Annotated in this window: 13 protein-coding genes; 6 read left to right on the plus strand and 7 right to left on the minus strand. The window is 62.5% G+C overall.

Annotated elements, in window-relative coordinates:
* Window positions 1-21: 21 nt before the first annotated feature.
* On the minus strand, window positions 22-1,020 hold the full coding sequence (locus BST42_RS23665; RefSeq protein ID WP_083121762.1) for a Gfo/Idh/MocA family protein: 999 nt from the start codon (window positions 1,018-1,020) through the stop codon (window positions 22-24).
* 38 nt (window positions 1,021-1,058) lie between these two features.
* On the opposite strand from BST42_RS23665, the gene BST42_RS23670 reads away from it, so the two are divergent.
* A complete protein-coding gene (locus tag BST42_RS23670; protein WP_083121763.1) occupies window positions 1,059-2,225 on the plus strand; it encodes a glycosyltransferase family 4 protein in 1,167 nt (388 codons plus the stop codon).
* Window positions 2,226-2,286: 61 nt separating this feature from the next.
* Entirely contained in the window at window positions 2,287-3,933 is a 1,647-nt protein-coding gene (locus BST42_RS23675; RefSeq protein ID WP_083121764.1) for a GMC oxidoreductase, read from the plus strand.
* 20 nt (window positions 3,934-3,953) lie between these two features.
* On the opposite strand, the gene BST42_RS23680 is transcribed toward BST42_RS23675, so the two are convergent.
* The 5 genes from BST42_RS23680 to BST42_RS23700 form a co-directional block, all read right to left on the minus strand.
* Window positions 3,954-5,222: a glycosyltransferase gene (locus BST42_RS23680; protein WP_083121765.1), complete on the minus strand. Its 1,269-nt coding sequence runs from the start codon at window positions 5,220-5,222 to the stop codon at window positions 3,954-3,956.
* Window positions 5,219-6,223, minus strand: coding sequence for a Gfo/Idh/MocA family protein (locus BST42_RS23685; protein ID WP_083121766.1), 1,005 nt, complete (start codon window positions 6,221-6,223; stop codon window positions 5,219-5,221). The genes BST42_RS23680 and BST42_RS23685 overlap by 4 nt, the downstream gene beginning before the upstream one ends.
* Before the next feature lie 36 nt (window positions 6,224-6,259).
* On the minus strand, window positions 6,260-7,072 hold the full coding sequence (locus BST42_RS23690) for a TylF/MycF/NovP-related O-methyltransferase (RefSeq protein ID WP_083121767.1): 813 nt from the start codon (window positions 7,070-7,072) through the stop codon (window positions 6,260-6,262).
* Between the two features lie 111 nt (window positions 7,073-7,183).
* Complete coding sequence (locus BST42_RS23695) at window positions 7,184-8,452, minus strand: glycosyltransferase (protein WP_083121768.1); 1,269 nt, start codon at window positions 8,450-8,452, stop codon at window positions 7,184-7,186.
* Between the two features lie 4 nt (window positions 8,453-8,456).
* Window positions 8,457-9,404, minus strand: a complete 948-nt coding sequence (locus BST42_RS23700; RefSeq protein WP_083121769.1) for a sulfotransferase family protein — start codon at window positions 9,402-9,404, stop codon at window positions 8,457-8,459.
* Window positions 9,405-9,570: 166 nt separating this feature from the next.
* On the opposite strand from BST42_RS23700, the gene BST42_RS23705 reads away from it, so the two are divergent.
* The 4 genes from BST42_RS23705 (at window position 9,571) to BST42_RS23720 (ending at window position 17,817) form a co-directional block, all read left to right on the plus strand.
* Window positions 9,571-10,968 carry a condensation domain-containing protein gene (locus tag BST42_RS23705; RefSeq protein WP_083121770.1) on the plus strand — a complete coding sequence of 466 codons (1,398 nt, stop codon included), beginning with the start codon at window positions 9,571-9,573 and terminating at the stop codon, window positions 10,966-10,968.
* 571 nt (window positions 10,969-11,539) lie between these two features.
* Window positions 11,540-11,959, plus strand: a complete 420-nt coding sequence (locus BST42_RS23710; RefSeq protein WP_083121787.1) for an MmpS family transport accessory protein — start codon at window positions 11,540-11,542, stop codon at window positions 11,957-11,959.
* The gene (locus tag BST42_RS23715) at window positions 11,956-14,880 is read left to right on the plus strand and encodes an MMPL/RND family transporter (protein WP_083121771.1); all 2,925 of its coding nucleotides are present in this window, start codon (window positions 11,956-11,958) and stop codon (window positions 14,878-14,880) included. The genes BST42_RS23710 and BST42_RS23715 overlap by 4 nt, the downstream gene beginning before the upstream one ends.
* The gene (locus BST42_RS23720; RefSeq protein ID WP_083121772.1) at window positions 14,881-17,817 is read left to right on the plus strand and encodes an MMPL/RND family transporter; all 2,937 of its coding nucleotides are present in this window, start codon (window positions 14,881-14,883) and stop codon (window positions 17,815-17,817) included.
* Between the two features lie 4 nt (window positions 17,818-17,821).
* On the opposite strand, the gene BST42_RS23725 is transcribed toward BST42_RS23720, so the two are convergent.
* Window positions 17,822-19,264 (minus strand): sugar nucleotide-binding protein, encoded by a 1,443-nt coding sequence (locus BST42_RS23725; protein WP_083121773.1) that lies wholly within the window; start codon window positions 19,262-19,264, stop codon window positions 17,822-17,824.
* Window positions 19,265-19,275 lie beyond the last annotated feature (11 nt).

A 19,275-nucleotide genomic window follows, 5' to 3' on the forward strand; every position in this document is an offset into this window, starting at 1 on the left:
AGCATCAGCGGGAGGCCAGGTTCAACTCGGTTCCCGCAGGGGCAGGCCCGCGGTGCGGTAGATCGCGTCGATGACGGTCATGGTCTCGATCGCGTCCACCGACGTCGTCTTCACCGGCTCACCCCGCAGAACCGCGCCGGCGAACGCATCCAGCTGGTACGCGTAGGTGGCGCGGCGCGGGAATTTCTCCACCCGTTTACGACCACCGGACCGCACCACGAAACGCTGAAACATCTGCGGCAGGACGGGATTGAGCACGTACAGCTCACCGCGGTCACCCGTCACCCGCAGACTGATCCGCAGCAGATCGGAAGACCACATCGAACAGCGGAGCCGGCCGATGTGCCCGGCGGGGAACCGCAGCTCCGCCGTCATCGCCCGATCTATCCGGGGATCACGCAATTTCGCTTGTGCAGAAACAACTTCCGGTGTGCCGCCGCCAAAGGTACGCAGCATGTGAACCGCATAACAGCCGACGTCCATGGTGGCACCACCGGCAAGTGCGTAGTGATAGCGGATATCGGAGAATTTTGGCAATGGAAAACAGAAAGCGACATCCACCCGCTGCAGCGTGCCCAGCTCCCCCGACGCGACGATCTCCTCTGCGCGCAGCGCTAACGGGTGGTAGCGATAGTGAAAGGCCTCCATCACCACCCGATCGGACGTCGCCGCCAGTCTGGCGATCTCCCGGGCCTCGGCCGCATTAGCAGTGAAGGGCTTTTCACACAGCACGTGCCTGCCCGCCTCGATCGCGGCCCGGGTCCACTTGCCGTGCAAGCCATTCGGCAACGGGTTGTACACCGCATCCACGTCCGGATCGGCCAGCAGTGCCTCGTAGCTGTCGTATACCTGGGCGATACCGTGTCCGGCCGCAAAAGCTTGCGCACGCGACATATCTCGCGCCGCCACGGCGGCCACCACCACCTCGGGATTGTCCTTCGCGGGGGCGATCAGCGCCGCCGGCGCGATCTGCGCGGCTCCCAGCACTCCGATCCGCACAGTACTCCCGTTGCCAGACATGCTGGCGATGCTAACACCCAGGACAGTAGAATCTGGCCGTGCTTGCAGCCCGTGACGCCGCCAAGCTTCGAATCGTGGTGGTGTCCAACGTCAGCAGATTCGGCGGCGGTGGTGTCATCGATTTTCGGGACATTCTCCTCGCACTGCGGACCAAGCAACCGGGTGCCGATATCGTCGCCGTCATCCCTCAGAAAGGTGAAGTCGCAGATCGTTGCGCCAGTGAAGGTTTCGGAACCAAGATCATGTGGACACCGTGGTGGGCTTTCGGCCGATGGTCCCGCTGGCCCATAGACCCGCACGCGCTGATCGGCTGGCTGCCCTATATCGCGATACTGCTACCGGGCATCCTGCAAGCGTTGGTGTTTTTCCTACGCAATCGCCCCACAATGGTCCTGACCAACACCATGACGATTCCGTCGCACGCGATAGCGGCCAAAATCTTGCGAATCCCGCACCATTGGGTAGTACGAGAATTCGGGCGGGACGATCATCAGCTCTGGTTCCTATTCGGATACCGCAACACCGTCCGCCTGATGGATTGGCTGTCCGAATCAGTGATCTGCAATTCGCACGCCGTCGAGCAAGCCATGCTCGCGCTGGTCCCGACCATGCGGACCCACGTGGCTTACCCGGTCGTCGATTCGCCGCTCGCAACACTGCCGGAGCGCCGCCGCGGCGAGCGAATGAGGGCCGTCCTGATGGGGTATTTCTCTGAAGCCAAAGGACAGAATCTCGCCATCGAAGCCATCGCCATCAGTCGGCGTGCGGGCAAAGACATCGAACTGACGCTGGTGGGCGCGGGTAATCCCCAGCCACTGCGCAACCTGGCCCAGCGTCTCGGCGTCGACGATCTGGTGACCATTGACGGCCCGACTCGCGATGTACCACGCTATTGGGCACATGCCCATGTCGGTCTGATGTGCAGCCAGTCCGAAGCCTTCGGCCGCGTCACCGTCGAGGCCATGCGGGCTGGGCTGCCGGTGTGTGGAACGGATTCCGGGGGCACGCCCGAAATCATCGAGCCGGGTGTCACCGGACTCTTGAGCCCCGCCGGCGACGCCAAGGCGCTCGCCGCCAACCTGATGGCGCTCGAAGGAGACGAATGCCTGCGTCGCCGCCTGGCCAACGGAACACAGGTATCCGCCCAGCGCTTCCGGCGCGATCGTCATGATGACGAACTCGCCACCATTCTCGGCCTGCGTTGATAGCATCCCGAATCGCCCGAACCAGAACATTGTTGGGCCGCCATGATGAGGAGCCCGAATAGTGCCTGATTGCGAATTGACCGGGCGCGGAGCCGAACATATCGACTGGGATGTGATCGTCGTCGGCGCAGGCATGGGCGGCGGGATGCTGGGTCAGCGACTGGCCCGCGCGGGCCGCCGGCTGCTGTTCGTGGAAAAGGGCCGTTCGACGCTGCCCGGCACAGCCGACACAATCCGCTCCGCGATGCCCGAAATCGCCGAGCCACACCTGTCCCGGTCGAAGACTACCTACTACGACGCCCTCGCTCGGTCCGGCCGCAGCACTGACGAGATCACCGATATCAGCGGGCGCCGCCCGAGGACCTTCGTGCCATTCATCGGCGCCGGGCCCGGTGGCTCATCGGCGCTGTACGGCATGGTGTGCGAACGGTTTTTCGCCGACGATTTCACGCCCCGGCAATTCTTCACCAACCCCGGCGAATCAACAGTGCCGGAATCCTGGCCGATCACCTACGAACAACTGGCACCGTGGTACACACAGGCGGAAAAGCTCCTCGGCGTCCGTGGTCAACCCGACCCGTTACGGCCGAAGTCCGGCGCGAATCTGCCTGCTGCACCACCTTTTTCGCCCGACAACCAGCCGCTGGTCAACTATCTATCCGGCCGCGGACTACACCCCTACCACCTGCCGATGGCCTGCGACTACGCCGACGACTGCCTGACGTGTCAGGCATACCTGTGTCCCAAAGGATGCAAGAACGACGGCGGCCGCGCCGGTGTGCTTCCCGCCGTCACCGAATACGGGGCTTCGCTACTAGACGAATGCCGGGTCGTGCGCCTGGACGCCGGCCAGACTCGGGTGCAGCACATCATCTGCCAGCGCGGCAACGACATGCTGGCGCTGCGGGCCAAGGTCGTGGTGCTGGCCGCCGGAGCACTGGCCACCCCGGTATTGCTGCTCAATTCCCGCTCCGGTGATTGGCCGCGCGGACTGGCCAACGGCTCAGACATGGTGGGCCGCAACCTGATGCGCCATGTAATGGACTGGATCGAGATCTGGCCACAGCGCGGCAGCCGGATCACTGCCGAGAACAAAGAGATCGGGCTCAACGATTTCTACACCATCGACGGTCAGAAGTACGGCACGGTGCAATCAGCCAGTTCGATGGCATCACTGGCGCCCGTCGACATGATGATGAACCAACCTGGTCTGATGGCGAAGGCTCTGCGATGGGCCAGCCCCGTCGCCCGCCCGGTTTACGACCGCGTGATCAGCGGCGGACTCGTTCTCGCCGCGATCATGGAGGACCTGCCCTACCGCGACAACCGCGTCCTGCCCAGCGATCGGCCCAGCACCGACGGCCGCCAACGGTTGCGGATTCAGTACCGACTGCACCCCGGCGAACTTGCCCGCCGTGAGGTGTTTCTGAGCGCCCTCAACGACGTACTGCGGCCGTTCCGCACACTCACCTTGCGCACCGGGGAGAACAACGGGACCCTGGGGCACGCCTGTGGCACAGTACGTTTCGGTGCCGATCCCGCCACCAGCGTGTTGGACGCGCACAACCGCGCCCATGAGCTGGAAAATCTCTACGTGGCCGACGCGTCATTCTTTCCGTCGAGTTCGGGTATCAATCCGAGCCTGACCGTGGCCGCTAATGCGTTGCGAGTCGCCGAACATATCAACGAGGCACATTTCGCCTCCTGACCATCACAAATCCGCCCTGATCAGCTATGCGACCGCGCAAAGTCCTCCACAAGATCAGCGGCAGCCATGGAACTCCCCTGCGGTTTACTCATGCGAGTGGCCACCGCTCGGGCCCCGACGGAATACTCGGGCCGCAGAATACGGCCCAATTTCTCGGCCAAAGACTTCTCCGTGGTAGTCGATAGTCGTTGGGCCGCGCCCACTTTCAGCCTCTTCACCGCCGCCCCGAAGAAGGGCTGGTCAGGAAGTGTCCAGAGCACCAATGTGGGTAACCCAGCACGTAAACCCGCAGCCAGGGTCCCAGAGCCGCCGTGGTGGACAACCGCACGGCACGCCGGAAAAATTGTCGCGTAATTCATCGCGCCTACGACCTTGACATGATCGAAGTGCGGGATCTTGCTTGTGTCAGTACCACCAGCGGCTACCAACGCCCGTTGACCCAGCCGCGCACACACATTGCCGATCATGGTGAACGTGTCCGCCGCGGAGCCGACCGGGATGCTGCCAAACCCAAAGAAAATGGGCGGTGCTCCTTCGGCAATCCACGCCAGCACCTCCTCGTCAGCCTCAGTAGGCAACTCCAGCGCCAGTGTCCCGACAAACGGGCGCAACCCGTCAAATCGGGCCCACTCGGCCGCCAATCCCGGGAAGTAAATCTGCTCGTAGGCCTGGATCTCCAGTGATCGATAGTCGGCAATCCGTTGTGGCCACGGTGCTTGCGCCTTCGGTAGACCGAGCTCCTGGCGCTGGGCGTCTTCGATCTCCCGCACCACGCCGCTCCACGACAGCTTCTCATACGCCGTCATTGCGGCACGCCCCACCCGATCGGGCATAAACCGCAGTAGCTGGCCGTTGGCGCGCACGGGGTAGAACTGCAAGGTGGCGAATGGGATGTTATGGCATTCAGCAACATTGGCTGCGAATTGCTCAAAACCCAGGCCGCCGAGAATGAGATCGGCCCCCTCTGCCAACTCCGCCAGCTTCCGGTTTTCCTCCGCCGGCCAGCATCTGCTGAGAAACTCGCCGATCTGGCGCCCCACCCGGTCGAGTTCCTTCGCTCGCCACGGGCTTCGGAACAGGCAAGTCCAGTAATCACGCTGCAGATCCGCCATGGCACGGGAATCAGCTCCGTAGGGGATGGCAGGGAGACCCAGCCCCGACACAAAATCCACCAGATTGGGTGGAACAGCCACCTGAACCTCATGCCCTCGACGCTGTAACTCACGTCCGACCACCACCGTTGGCTCGATATCGCCGCGACCGCCGTGGCTTGGAAGCACAAATCTCATCGCGGCCCCAAAACTGGCTCGCGCGGCGGAAGGCCGGCCGCACGGTAGATCGCGTCGATGACGGTCATGTTCTTAACTGCTTCTGCCGCAGATGTTTTCACCGGCTCGCCTCGTAGCACCGCAGCCGCGAACGCCTCCAGCTGGTAGTCATACGTGCGGCGCGCCTTGAAGAAGCGCTCGGTTCGCTTGCCGTCGGCCGATCGGACGGTGAACTGCTGGTAGGGGGTCACCGGGTGCAATCGCAGCTCACCGCGATCACCGATCACCCTGGCCGTGTAGTGCGGTGGGCTGGCCGACCACAGCGAGCAATGCAGCCTGCCAGTATGCCCTTCGGGAAACCGCAACTCGGCCGTCATCGCACGGTCCACCCAGGGACCGCGCAATTTCGCCTGTGCCGAAACAACATCCGGAGTCGAACCGCCGAAATTGCGGAGCATGTCGACCGCATAGCTGCCCAGATCCATCAGTGATCCGCCGCCGAGGGCGTAGTTGTAGGCGTTCGCCGAGAAGTTCCGCAACCAGAAACAGTCGGCCGCCTCTACCCGCTGCAGCGTGCCCAATTCCCCGGACGCGATGATCTGCTCAACCCGCGCCGCGAACGGGTGGTAGCGGTAGTGAAACGCCTCCATCACCACCCGGTCCGATGCCGTTGCCAGATCAGCGATCTCGCGGGCCTCGACGGCATTCGCCATGAACGGTTTCTCGCACAGGACGTGCTTTCCCGCTGCGAGCGCAGCCCGAGTCCACCTGCCGTGCAAGGCGTTCGGCAACGGGTTGTACACCGCGTCCACATCGGGATCAGCGATCAGCGCATCGTAGCTGTCGTATACCCGGGCGATGCCATGCTTGGCTGCGAAAGCTCTGCCCCGCGACACGTCTCGTGCCGCCACCCCAGCGACGACGACCTCGGTATTCTTCTTGGCGGGCTTGATTAGCACCCCAGGTGCGACGCGGGCGGTGCCCAGAATGCCGATCCGTACCCGACCTTCGCCGTCAGGCATAGGCGCTGCGCGGCGGCGAAGACGGCCATGTCTTCACTACTTGCGCCACAATACGCCCGTCCCATCGATGTCGGTGATCTCCGCTGTGATGCCGTGCTTTTCGCGATAATCGGTCACAGCCTTCTCGCACGCCTTGACAGCCAGGTAATCGTCGACGATGCAGAAGCCGCCGGGCGACAGCCGCGGATACAGCGCGTCCAGTGCCTGGATCGTGGACTCGTAGAGGTCGCCGTCGAGGCGCAACACCGAGATGGCCTCGATCGGGGCGTCGTGCAACGTGTCCTTGAACCAGCCGGGCAGGAAACGGACCTGGTCGTCCAGCAGTCCGTAGCGCTCGAAGTTCTTGCGGACATCGGCTTCCGAGACACCCAGGATTCCAGAGACGATCTCGGCGTGAATCCCCTTGTCCTCCTTGTAATTTTCGGTGTCCGAACGCGGCACACCCTGGAAGGAGTCACACAGCCAGACATTGCGGGTCCGATCACCGTAGGCCGCCAGCACCGCCCGCATCAGGATGCACGCGCCACCGCGCCACACGCCGGTTTCGACGAGGTCGCCCGGAACATCGTCGGCGAGAACCGTCTCCACACACTCCTGCAGACTGGTCAGCCGCTTCATGCCGATCATCGTCTCGGCCTCGGCCGGCCAGTCCAGGCCCGCTTCGCGATAGTTCTGGTTGCTCAGGCCACCGCCGCGGAGTTTGGGGCCGAAGGTGTTGGCAGCCTTGAGCAGGAGACGGCGCCGCAAGGGCCAGTCCGAGGGCATCCGTTCGTGCATCCCGAACCGGGTCAGATTGCGCCGAAGCAGGTCGAGGTACAGCGATCGCACGTCGTAGTCGGTGATGGTCACAATGTCCTTCGCAATTTCTGGGGCCCTATCTCGCATGCCAGCAATTCGGCGCTGAGTCTAAACTTTCAGAGTCGTCAGTTTTTGACGTTTTCCGCAGATCAGATCGACGATTCAGCGAACCCGCCTGCGGCGGGCGAAATCTTCCAGCAGGTCGGCGGCGGTCGTCACACTGTCGGCAGGTCTGATCATCCTGCCCCCGAGTTCGCGGGCGCGGGCGCGGTATTCCGGGGCGAGAATGGTGCGCAGATCCTTGACCAGCGTCTTCTCGGTGGCGGCAGCGAATTTGCGGGTGGCGCCCACCTTCAGCCTCTTGACGGCGGTACCCCAGATCATCTGGACATCGGCCATATAGAGGATCAGGGTCGGGACGCCGGCGCGCAGGCCCGCGGCCGTGGTGCCCGCGCCGCCGTGGTGCACAACCGCCCGGCAGGACGGGAAGATCGTCGCGTAATTGACCGCGCCCACCACCTTGACGTGGTCGAACGGCGGGACGTCGCTGAAGTCGGTCCAGCCGGCACACAGCAATGCCCGCTCCCCGACCTGCGCGCAGGCGCCCGCAATCATCTCGATCATGTCGGCGGGCGACTCCACCGGAATGCTGCCGAATCCGAAGCAGATCGGCGGGGTCCCCGCCGCGATCCACGACATCACGTCAGAGTCGGCTTCGGTGGGCAACTCCAGAGTCAGCGTGCCGACGAAGGGTCGCTGGCCACCCCAGCCTGCCCATTCATCGGCCAACCCGGGGAAGAGCGCGTCGTCATAGGCCTGGATCTCCAGCAGTTCGCGGTCGGCGATCCGGCCGGGCACCGGGCCGGCCGCCCGCGCCAGGCCCAGCTCGCGCCGCGCTGCACCGACCTCTTTCTTCACGCCGCGCCAGATCAGCCACTCGCCCACCTTCATCACCGAGCGGACCACCGGCTCAGGCAGATTCGGCAGGAGCTTGCCGTTGACCCGCATCGGATACCACAGCACCGTGGCCAGCGGCACGTCGCAGTATTCCGCGACGTCGAAGACGAGCTCCTCGTAGCTGACCCCGGTGACCAGTAGATCAGCCCCACCCGCGACCGGTACCAATGCCCTGCTCATGGCGCCCCAGGCCCGAAGACCGGGCCCTCGCGATTCCTGCAGGAACCTCCGAACGTCCCGGACGCGCCAGAAGTTGCGGAAGAAGTAGCCCCAGAAGTCGCGGGTGTTCTCCAGCCATGCCCGCGTATCGGGGCCGTACTCGACCGCCATGAGGCCGACCGCCTCGGCCGAACCGATAAGGTCGGGCGGGACGGCCATCTGCACATCGTGGCCGCGGTTCAGCAGCTCACGCCCGACCGCGATGCCGGGCTCCACGTCGCCGCGGGTTCCGTAGAAAGCCAGCACGAATTTCATCGGTTTACGCCCACGTCCCCTTGCGCCGGTGAAACAGGGCCAGGGTCTCCAGGCCCAGCTTCACCACGAACGGCGGCAACAGCCGGTCGAGCTTGCGGTACCGACCGGAGTCGGTGAACGCCTGCCGGAACCCGAATTCGCTGGCCGCATATGCGCCGAAAACTCGATCAAGCGCGGCCTCGTCCAAGCCCTCGTCGCGCGCGGCCGCGGCCAGGGTGTCGTACACGGTCCGCACCCAGTCGGTGCCAAACGGCTCGGTCAACTCGCCCCGGGTCTGATGGTGCCGAAGGTCCGGGGTGAGGAACTCATCGACGGCACCCTCGTCCTCGGCGTCGAGATCGATCGCGAGTGCGGTGGAGATCCGCTTCCGTTCCCGACGCCAGTCTTCGAGCAGGTTCGCGTAATCGACGAACACCCGCGGCACGCCGCGGGTGTCCCGCTCGGCCAGCAGGCTGTACTTCAGCCACCAGGCGCAGGTGAGCTCCGGCGAGGATTCGACGTAATTCTGCTGGTTGGCCCGCTTTTCCAGTGATCCGATGATCTCGTCGGGGTGGCGCACCGCGATCACGGCCGCAACGTCGAAGCCGGCCTGGCGCGCCGCCTCGAACCAGATTCCGGACACCGTCGTCGTCTTCGGTTCCTTGATGACCACGACCGGAGCGGGCGGCAGACCGGCGAGGTAGTCGCGAAGCTTGGCGACCCAGACACCGTTGCGATCTACGTCGAAGGTGCCGTCCTGATGGGCGTCCAGTGCCATGTCGTAACCGGATTTGCCGTGGGCGTGCAGGATCGCCTGGTTCAGATGGATGACGGCGCGGGCCTCGAAGAACCCGCGCGGATTCTCGGAGGTGGCGCCCAACAGACCCGGGGGCAGCGAGCCTCCGCACAGCGAGAGAACCCGCGCCAGCGCCGACGTCCCGGAGCGGCCGTTGCCCAACACGAACAGGGCCACCGGGCGGCTCCGAGGGCCCTCTTGAGGATTGTCAGCACTGGGCCGGCTTGTGATCACAGCCGCAGAATAGGGTTACCGCGAGCGCTTCGCCACGGTATTGGCGTCCCCGTCAACGAAGCGGCAAACGTCGGCCAACGAAAAGGGCCGTTCGGCTACTCTGACGCTCGTGTCAATCCAGGACCGGCCTGCACGCGCATCCAACGACGGTGCCCGGCTGGACAATCGGCTCGATTTGATGGACCAAGCCTTCTATGCCGGGCACCGCGCCGTCGGCCAGAAGGAAGTGATGCAGGTCGGATGGCTCTATAACAACGCCGTCGATCTCGAGCAGTTGGAGAAATTTCGCGTCGAGCTCGGCAAAGGGATGATGGGCCGGCTCATCGAGCGCTCGCCCTTGCCGTTCGGCCGGTGGCGCTGGGTGGCCGACCCGGCGCCGGCGAAACTCGATGTCGCCACCGACATTCGTCCGCGCGCCGAACTCGGCGACTGGTTCGACGAGTGCACTCAACTGCCGATCGATCCCGAATCGGGCCCCGGGTGGCGGATCAGCGTCGTACCGCTGAGCGACGGCTCGACCGCGATCAGCCTGGTGCTGTCGCACTACGTCATCGACGGCATCGGCGCGGCCGTCGCGGTGACCGAGGCGCTCTGGGGGGTTTCGCGCGATCTCGGCTACCCGCCGCCGCGAGTGCGCTCAGGTCTGCATGCCCTGCTTCAGGACGCCCGCGAAACCGTGCGCGACATGCCTGCCACCGCACAGGCTTTGCGCGCGGCGGTGAAAGAGGCCCGGCGCCGCCAGCAGGATGTGGTCCACTCGCAGGCCCAAGCGTCGCTGACGACGGCGACGCCGAGCAGCGGCGCGAGCGAGTTGGTGATCGTGCCCAATATCTGGATCCGACTCCGGCTGGACGAGTGGACCGCTCGCGCCGAGGCCCTGGGTGGAACGACCAGCGCACTGGCTGCCGCGTTCACCGCGAGGCTCGACCGGCACATGGGACGTCTGCATGGCGACGCCGATGACGTGAGACTGCTGCTCACCGTCAATACCCGCACGATGGACGACGCGCGGGCGGTCGCCGTCTCGTTCGTCCGCGTCGGCATCGACCCGACCGGGGTGACAACCGATCTGAGTGGAGCGCGAGCCGCCATCAAAGACGCGCTCAAGGACGCGAAAGACACCCCCGACGAATCGGCCGAGCTCGTCGCACTGACTCCCTTCACGCCCAAACGTGCATGGAGGCACCTAATGGACTACGCGGTCAGCGACCCGGAGCAGCCGGCTGTGTGCTCGAGTCTGGGCGATACGGGTCCGGCGGCGAGCCGTCCCGACGCATCGCTGTCCGACGGGATGTTCGCTCGGGGCGCCGGCCAGAACGTCACCCGGGGCTGGCTGGAACGTGCGGGCAGCCAACTGCACGTCTTTGTCGGCACGTCGGCCGAGATGAATCAGGTCGGCGTATGCGTACGGGCGTACCAGCCGGGCTCGGTGACGACCCGACCCGCATTGCGGGCACTGGCCGAGCGAGCACTGATCGAGTTCGGCCTGACGGGCGAGATCGACTAGCGAGAACGTGTTGCATTTTGCGATATCTCGGCGCTTCATCGACGCCGGTTTGAGAGTTAGCCTGTCCGCGTCCTACTGCTTGCGGGCCCGTCAATCCAGCCACCTGGGAATCAACATAAGACTTAGCCATTACGGCAGTTCCACGCTTGCCCGTACGCGTATGCTCCGCTGTTGCAGTGCAAAGAGACCATACGGAGGCCCTCAGCATGGTTGACTCTCGTCGAGATCGATCGCGGTCATGACGGCAACGCAGATTTGCCGGAACTGTATGCATGGGGATCGTGACGCCCGCCCTGGGGCGGTTACCAAGATGCCGAGCTTCGATGTGTAGCTGCACTCGCCATCTCATGATTGGTTCTAGGAGTTGACGGACTTGGACGACAGGAAAGGTCAGCGCGCGGTGATCGAAGAAAGTTTGCCTGAGGTCGAGCAAACTCAAGCCGATAACACCGATAACCCATCCGCGCCTCGGCCCGACGCCGATCAAAAGGCCGCTCACGAACCTATGTCAGCTCAAGCCCGACATACGTCTCGCAAGGATCGCTCGCGTCGCCTTTCCGCGTTCACGGCCCTGAAGCGGCTCTGGATTCCTCTGGTCGTACTCCTCGTGCTGACTACCGGAGGCTTCACCGTGTCACGTCTACACGGCATCTTCGGTTCGGAGAAATCCCTCTCGTACGGCGACACCACAAAGGACAAGGGAACGCCTGCTGATGCCAAACACATGAAGTACGAAGTCTTCGGGCCGCCGGGGACGCCAGCTCTGGTGAGCTATTTCGGCGAGGACGGCAACCCAAAACATGAGAACGTCATCCTGCCCTGGTCCCTAGAATTCCCCATCTCTGCGGAGGGCGATATCGGCAGTGTTGCGGCACAGGGCGAGAGTTCAACCATTGGCTGCCGTATCACGATGGGCGGAGTCGTCAAATCAGAAGAATCCGCGACCCACGAAGTGAGCACCTTCGTCTCTTGCCTGCTGAAAGCCTCATGAGAAATCAACCAGTGAATACCCGCCCACCGACGATCGCCCATAACATTCGCCGATTCTCTGTACTCGTCATCCTGGGATGGCTGGCCATCATCGTCGGCCTGACCATCGGCGTCCCCACGCTGGAACAGGTCGAAGCAGAAAACGCCACCTCGCAGAACTCCATTGATGCGCCGTCGTTCACAGCATCCCAGCGCATCTCCGAGGCGTTCCAGGCAGATACTTCCGACGGTGACAACCCGGACAAGAAGCCCGGACCCCGTATCGGTGGCGCTCCGGCCATGGTTGTCCTGGAAGGCCAGCAACCGCTCGATGACGCGGCCCGCCAGTACTACGACAGCCTGATCCGCCAATTCCGCGCCGATACCCTTCACGTACAACACATCCAAGACTTCTGGGGTGACCCACTCACCAGCGCTGCCGCACAGAGTGCCGATGGCAAAGCTGTCTATGTTCAGCTGTCGCTTACCGGCACATCAGGCGCTGCGCCAACCAACGAGTCAGTCCAGGCCGTACGGGATATCGTCGCCAAGACACCAGCCCCACCCGGACTCTCCACGTACGTGACCGGCCCCACGGCATTGGCCGCGGATTTCAACAAGAGTGGCAACAGCACCGTCACCACCATCACGCTGGTGAGCCTCGCGGTGATCTTCGTAACGCTCCTGCTGATATATCGCTCACCGGTTACGGTGATCCTATTGCTGCTGATCGTCGGCATACAGCTGCAGGCCGCCCGGGGATTCGTCGCGCTGCTCGGCCACTACGGGATCATCGGGCTCAACACACTGGCAGTGAATCTGCTGGTCGCACTGGTGATCGCGGCGGGTACCGACTATGGCATCTTCTTCATCGGCCGTTATCACGAGGCGCGCCTAGCCGGCGAAGATCAGGAGACGGCGTACTACACGACCTACCGCAGTGTCGCGAAGGTCGTGCTGGCCACCGGACTGACGGTGTCCGGCGCAACCCTCTGCCTCCATTTGACCCGATTGCCCGCCTTCCAGGCACTTGGCATTCCGTGCGCGATAGGCATCGCGGTCGCGGTCGCGGTTGCCCTGACTCTGGTTCCGGCAGTGATCGCGGTGGGCAGCCGGTTCGGGATCTTCGAACCCAAGCGGAATTCCAACGCCCGCGGCTGGCGCCGGATAGGGACGGCGGTTGTTCGCTGGCCCGCACCCATTCTCGTCGCATCGCTAGCGGTCACTCTTGTCGGACTGCTGACGCTGCCGGGATTCAGCCCTGACTACAACGACCAGCATTTCCTGCCGCGGAAACTACCCGCAACTCAAGGAATCGCTGCGGCAGAACGGCACTTCCCGCCGTCGGCAATGATGTCGCCAGAAATCCTGATGATCCAGACCGATCACGACTTGCGCAATTCTGCTGATTTTCTTGTCCTGAACAAATTGGCCAAAGCAGTTCTGGCCGTTCCGGGTATCGAGAAAGTTCAGGCCGCAACGCGGCCGGCCGGAAATCCCGTCGCGCACTCGACAATCCCGTATATGCTCAGCATTCAGCAATCCGGGCAGCAACAATTCATGATCTTCCAGCAAAATCGTGCGGATGACATGCTGAAACAGGCAGATCAATTATCGAAAACCATCGCCATCACAGAACGTATTTATGACCTGACGAAGCAGACGACCGAGCTCACTCACAAGACCGTCCTCAATGCACACGAAGCACAGGACCTTACCCATCAGATACGGGATCAGATCGCCGTATTGGACGATTTCATACGACCAATACGTAACTATCTCTATTGGGAGCCTCATTGCTTCGACATTCCCGTGTGCTGGGCGGTGCGAAACGTTTTGGATGCCCTTGACAGCGCCGACCTAATTTCTGATAATCTGCAAAAATTGATCGTCAATCTCGATCAGATGGACCTACTCCTGCCACAAATCCTCACGCAGTTCCCGGAGACACTGGCGATACTGAAATCGTCGCGAGACATGCTGCTCACCTCGCACAGCACCATGGCAGGCACCCTCAACCTGATGAGCGACCAAGGTAGCGATCCGAGTGCCATGGGAAGGGCATTCGACACCGCCCAAAACGATGATTCGTTCTACCTTGGCCCGGAAACTTTCAAGAATCCCGACTTCCAGCGGATTATGAAGATCTTCTTGTCCTCGGACGGAAAAGCCACCCGGATGCTCATCTCCCAGAAGGGTGACCCGACATCACCCGAAGGAATCGCCCGCGTCGACGCCATTAAGACCGCGGCCGAGGAAGCGCTCAAGGGAACACCGCTGGAAGGGTCGCAGATCTTTCTTGCCGGCACCGCAGCGCAGGTGAAAGATGTGGTTATCGGCACCAAATACGACATGATGATCGCGATCGTCGCTGCCCTCTGCCTCATTTTCATCGTCATGGTCATCATGACCAGAAGTTTGATAGCCGCCATCGTCATCGTGGGCACGATTCTGCTTTCTCTGGGCGCATCCTTCGGATTGTCCGTACTCGTCTGGCAGTACCTATTGCATATCGAATTGCACTGGTCGGTGTTGGTGATGACGGTAATCATCCTGCTAGCCGTGGGATCTGACTACAATTTGCTGCTGGTTGCCCGAATCCGGGAAGAACTCGCTGCGGGCGTCAATACCGGCATCATCCGGGCTATGGCAGGCACCGGCAAAGTCGTGACGACCGCCGGACTGGTATTCGCGTTCACCATGGCGTCAATGATCGTCAGTGACGTCATCAGCATCGGCCAGGTAGGCATGTCCATCGCGGTCGGTTTGCTGTTCGACACGCTGCTGGTGCGTGCGTTCATGACGCCGTCGATCGCCGCGCTACTGGGCCGCTGGTTCTGGTGGCCGCAGGTGGTGCGCCCCCGCCCGGCCAGCACCATGCTGCGGCCCACCGGACCACGCCCCTTGGTCCGCGCCCTGCTGCTGACCCCAGAGAAGAAGTAAGTGACAGACACCCAGTTGACGGCCGAATCGCCCGGCGGCCTTAGTCGGCCATTCGTAGCGCGAGCGATCCGAACACTGTCACCCTTGATCGTTCTGACCTGGGTGGCGTTGGCACTAGTGCTGACATTCGGGGTCCCCCTGCTGGAGATCGTCGGCCGGCAGCACGCCGTACCGATGGCCCCGCAGGACGCGCCCTCGGTGCTTGCCATGCAGCGAATGGGCAGCGCTTTCCAGGAGTCCGATTCGGACGGCTTTGCCATGCTAGTCATCGAAGGCCAGCAGCAACTCGGAGACGATGCGCACGCCTATTACGATCAGTTGATTCGCGCCCTGCGGAACGACCCAAAACATGTTCAGCACGTGCAGGACCTGTGGGCAGACCGGCTCACCGCGGACGCCGCGCAGAGCCAGGACGGCAAGGCCGTCTATGTACAACTGAATCTGGCTGGCAACACCGGCACGACGCTGAGCCAAGACGCGGTGGCTGCGGTCCGCACCATCATGGACAAGACTCCACCGCCTCCCGGTCTCAAGGTCTATCTCACCGGCCCGGCAGCGCTGGTATCCGATATGGCCCAGGCAGGCGATCACTCCATGGTGAAACTGACGATCGTCAGTGCCGTCATGATATTTGTGGTCCTGCTTTTCGTGTACCGCTCGCTCGTCACCGTTGCAGGACTGCTGTTCACAGTCGGCATCGAACTCCTCGTCGCCCGTGGCGTCGTCGCCTTCCTCGCCGATCAGAATCTCATCGGTCTCTCGGTATTTGCGACCAGCTTGCTGGTTGCCCTTGCTATGGCAGCGGGGACCGATTACGGCATTTTCTTCTTCGGCCGTTATCAGGAGCTGCGTCAAACCGGCGAGGACACCGAAACTGCCTATTACAGCACTTATCGCAGCGTCGCGCCCGTCGTCCTGGGCTCCGGCCTGACCATCGCCGGAGCAATGCTCTGTCTGAGTTTCACCAGAGTGCCGATATTCGCCTCCATGGGCGTGCCATCGGCCGTTGCGATGCTAGTGGCGGTCATCGTCGCACTCACCCTGGTGCCCGCGATTCTCGCTCTCGGCAGCCGAATGCGCCTATTCGAGCCGGCGCGACGTATAAAAACCGGCCGCTGGCGTCGGATCGGCACCGCGGTTGTGCGTTGGCCTGCACCGATTCTCTTGTCGACCCTGTGCGTGGCACTGGTCGGTCTGATCGCACTGCCCGGCTACCAGACCAGCTACAAAGACCGACTTTATGTACCGCAGGGCCTACCGGCGAACCTGGGGTACGCGGGAGCCGATCGCCATTTCCCCGAAGCGCGAATGATGCCGGATATCGTCATGATCCAATCGGATCACGATATGCGGAATCCAGCGGATTTTCTTGTCCTCCATAAGCTCGCGAAGGCAATTTTCAAAGTGCCCGGTATCTCCCGGGTACAGGGAGTTACGCGGCCCAAAGGAACTCCCATCGAGCACACGTCGATACCGTTCATAATCGATGTGCGGAACGCGGCCATGAAGTCCCAACTGGTCTATATGAAAGCCCGCAATGACGATATGGTCAATCAGATCACATTGATCAATCGGCAGATCGCCATGCAGAAACAAGTTTACGAATTGATGAAACAGCTGAATGACCTAACCCATAACGCGTTCCTCCTCACCCAAAATACCTACGCAATAGTGCAAAATCTCAGGGATACCATCGCGGCTTTCGACGATTTCTTCAGGCCGGTTCGCAATTATCTCAATTGGGAGCCGCACTGCTACGACATCCCAATATGCCAGACCTTGCGATCCGCACTCGATGCGACCGATTCCGTGGATGGCGTTACCGACAAAATGAAGGAATTGCTGGTATATCTGGCAGATCTTGACAAGCTCGTGCCGCAACTGCTCGCGCAGACACCAAAACTGATCGCCCTGTCTGAAGCGAGCCGCGACATGATGCTCAGGATGCACGCCACGATGACCGGGACACTAAAGCTAATGGACGATTCAGATGTCAATGAAATGGCCATGGGCCAGGCATTTGATGAGGCCCATGATGACGACAGTTTCTTCCTGCCGCAGGAGGTTTTCCAGGACCCCGAATTCCAGAAAGCCATGAATTCTTATCTGTCACCCGACGGAAAAGCGGCGCGGTTCATCATTTCCCATAAGGACGATCCCGCCTCCCCCGCGGGCATCGCGAGTTCCGCCAAAGTCCGATCGGCAGCCGAAGAGGCCCTCAAAGCAACTCCGCTGCAGGGCGCCACGATCTCTATTTCCGGCACTGCCGCGACCTATAAAGATTTCAGCGAGGGCTCAAAATACGACCTGTGGATCGCGGCCGTAGGTTCGCTCTGTCTGATTTTCATCATCATGCTCCTCATCACCCGGAGTTTGATCGCCTCGCTAGTGATTGTGGGCACGGTCGCACTGTCCCTAGGCACGTCGTTCGGGCTTTCGGTACTGCTCTGGCAGTACATTCTCGGGATCAACCTGCATTGGATGGTGCTGCCGATGTCGGTGATCGTTCTGTTGGCAGTTGGTTCCGATTACAACTTGCTACTGGTATCCCGCATAAAGGAAGAGTTAGGCGCGGGCGTAAAGACCGGGATTATCCGTGCCATGGGCGGCAGCGGCAAGGTCGTGACGAACGCAGGCCTGGTGTTCGCGTTCACCATGGCCGCACTGGTTACCAGCGACTTGCTCATGATCGGTCAGGTCGGTATCACGATCGCCTTGGGCCTGCTGTTCGACACGCTGGTCGTGCGATCGTTGATGACTCCCTCGATCGCCGCACTGCTCGGTCGCTGGTTCTGGTGGCCACTGATCATTCGCCCGCGCCCGGCCAGCTACATGCTCCGGTCCGAGGGCACGCGCGCGTCGGTAAGGGCCACTTTCCTGCGCGAGGATTCTCCCGAGGACGCGGTCACGGCCGAAATCCCAAGGACGACGATCTAATTCGTCAGTGGTCGGCTGTCTGTCTCGTACTCCGGGTTTCCAGCCGAACATAGTCCGCCAGGCTCTCGCCGGCGTCAGCAGGCACGAACCCGGTGGACTCGATCTTTGCCAGATCCAGAACCCCGTAAAGCGGCCGTGGCGCAACAGGATTGGTCGCGTTGCTGAAGTACTCCGCCGTCGACACCCCGGTCACCCGCCCGGGGTCGTAGCCTGCCAACTCGAACACGCGCCGCGCCACATCGGCCCATGAGGTGGCCGGTCCGGATCCAGTGACGTTGTAGGTTCCATACGGTGCTCGGGTCTCGGTCACATGCCGGATGGCCCGTGCCAGCTCCGAAGTGAACGTCAACCGGCCGATCTGGTCGTCGACCACCGACGGGTCGATACCGCGCTCGGCGAGAGAAAGCATGGTGCGCACGAAGTTTCGGCCATCACCGATCACCCACGACGTGCGCAGGATGTAGTGCCGGCTCAGCGTCCCGATGATCTGGTCGCCGGCAGCCTTCGTCTGTCCGTAGACAGCCAGCGGCGTCATCGGATCGTCTTCCCGATAGGGCCGAGTCGCGGTGCCGTCGAAGACGTAGTCCGTCGACACGTGCACAACCGTGAGGCGGTGTGCCCTGGCGACCCGCGTCAGGTTCGCGATGCCGGCGACGTTGGCGGCCCACGCCGCCGCACGCCCTTCCGCAGTCTCGGCGACGTCCACCGCGGTGTAGGCGGCGGCGTTGATGATCGTGTCATAATCGCCCCAGGAGCGCGCTGATCCGAGGTCATCAGAGGTCAGGTCGAAATCGGGCAGATCGACGTACTCGACATGCGACAGGTCGTCGTAGGCGGCCCGCAGCGCCCGGCCCAACTGCCCGTTACAACCGATCACCAGGATCTTGCGCGGCTTGACGGGAACCACCTGCGACAGCGGTCCCTGCGCTCGGTCCTTCGCGGACAACTCGGCCTGGTCCAGCGGGATCGGCCAGTCGATCGCGACGGTCTCGTCAGCGGGGTTCAGCGAGGTGTAGACACCATCCGGCGAGTAGTGGTCATTGACCAGGTAGGTGTAGGCGGTGTTCGGCTCCAGGGTTTGGAACCCGTTGCCGACACCCTGTGGCACGAAGACCGCGCGCGACGGGTCGACCTCCGCGGTCACCACCGTCCCGAAGGTCGGCCCGTCGCGCAGATCGACCCACGCGCAGAAGATCCGTCCGGTCGCCACCGAGATGTACTTGTCCCACGGTTCGGCGTGAATGCCACGGGTGGTGCCGGCCGAGGAGTTGAACGAGACGTTGTTCTGCACCGGCCCGAAGTCGGGCATCCCGGCGGCTACCATCTTCTCGCGCTGCCAGTTCTCCTTGAACCAGCCGCGATTGTCGCCGTGCACAGGCAGGTCCCAGATGACCAGCCCGGGAATCGCCGTTTTGGTTGCGCGAAGCGTCTTTCCGAGCTCCGTCATTACTCGCATAC

The sequence above is a fragment of the Mycolicibacterium rhodesiae genome (genome assembly GCF_002086695.1).
Classification (GTDB): Bacteria; Actinomycetota; Actinomycetes; order Mycobacteriales; family Mycobacteriaceae; genus Mycobacterium; species Mycobacterium rhodesiae.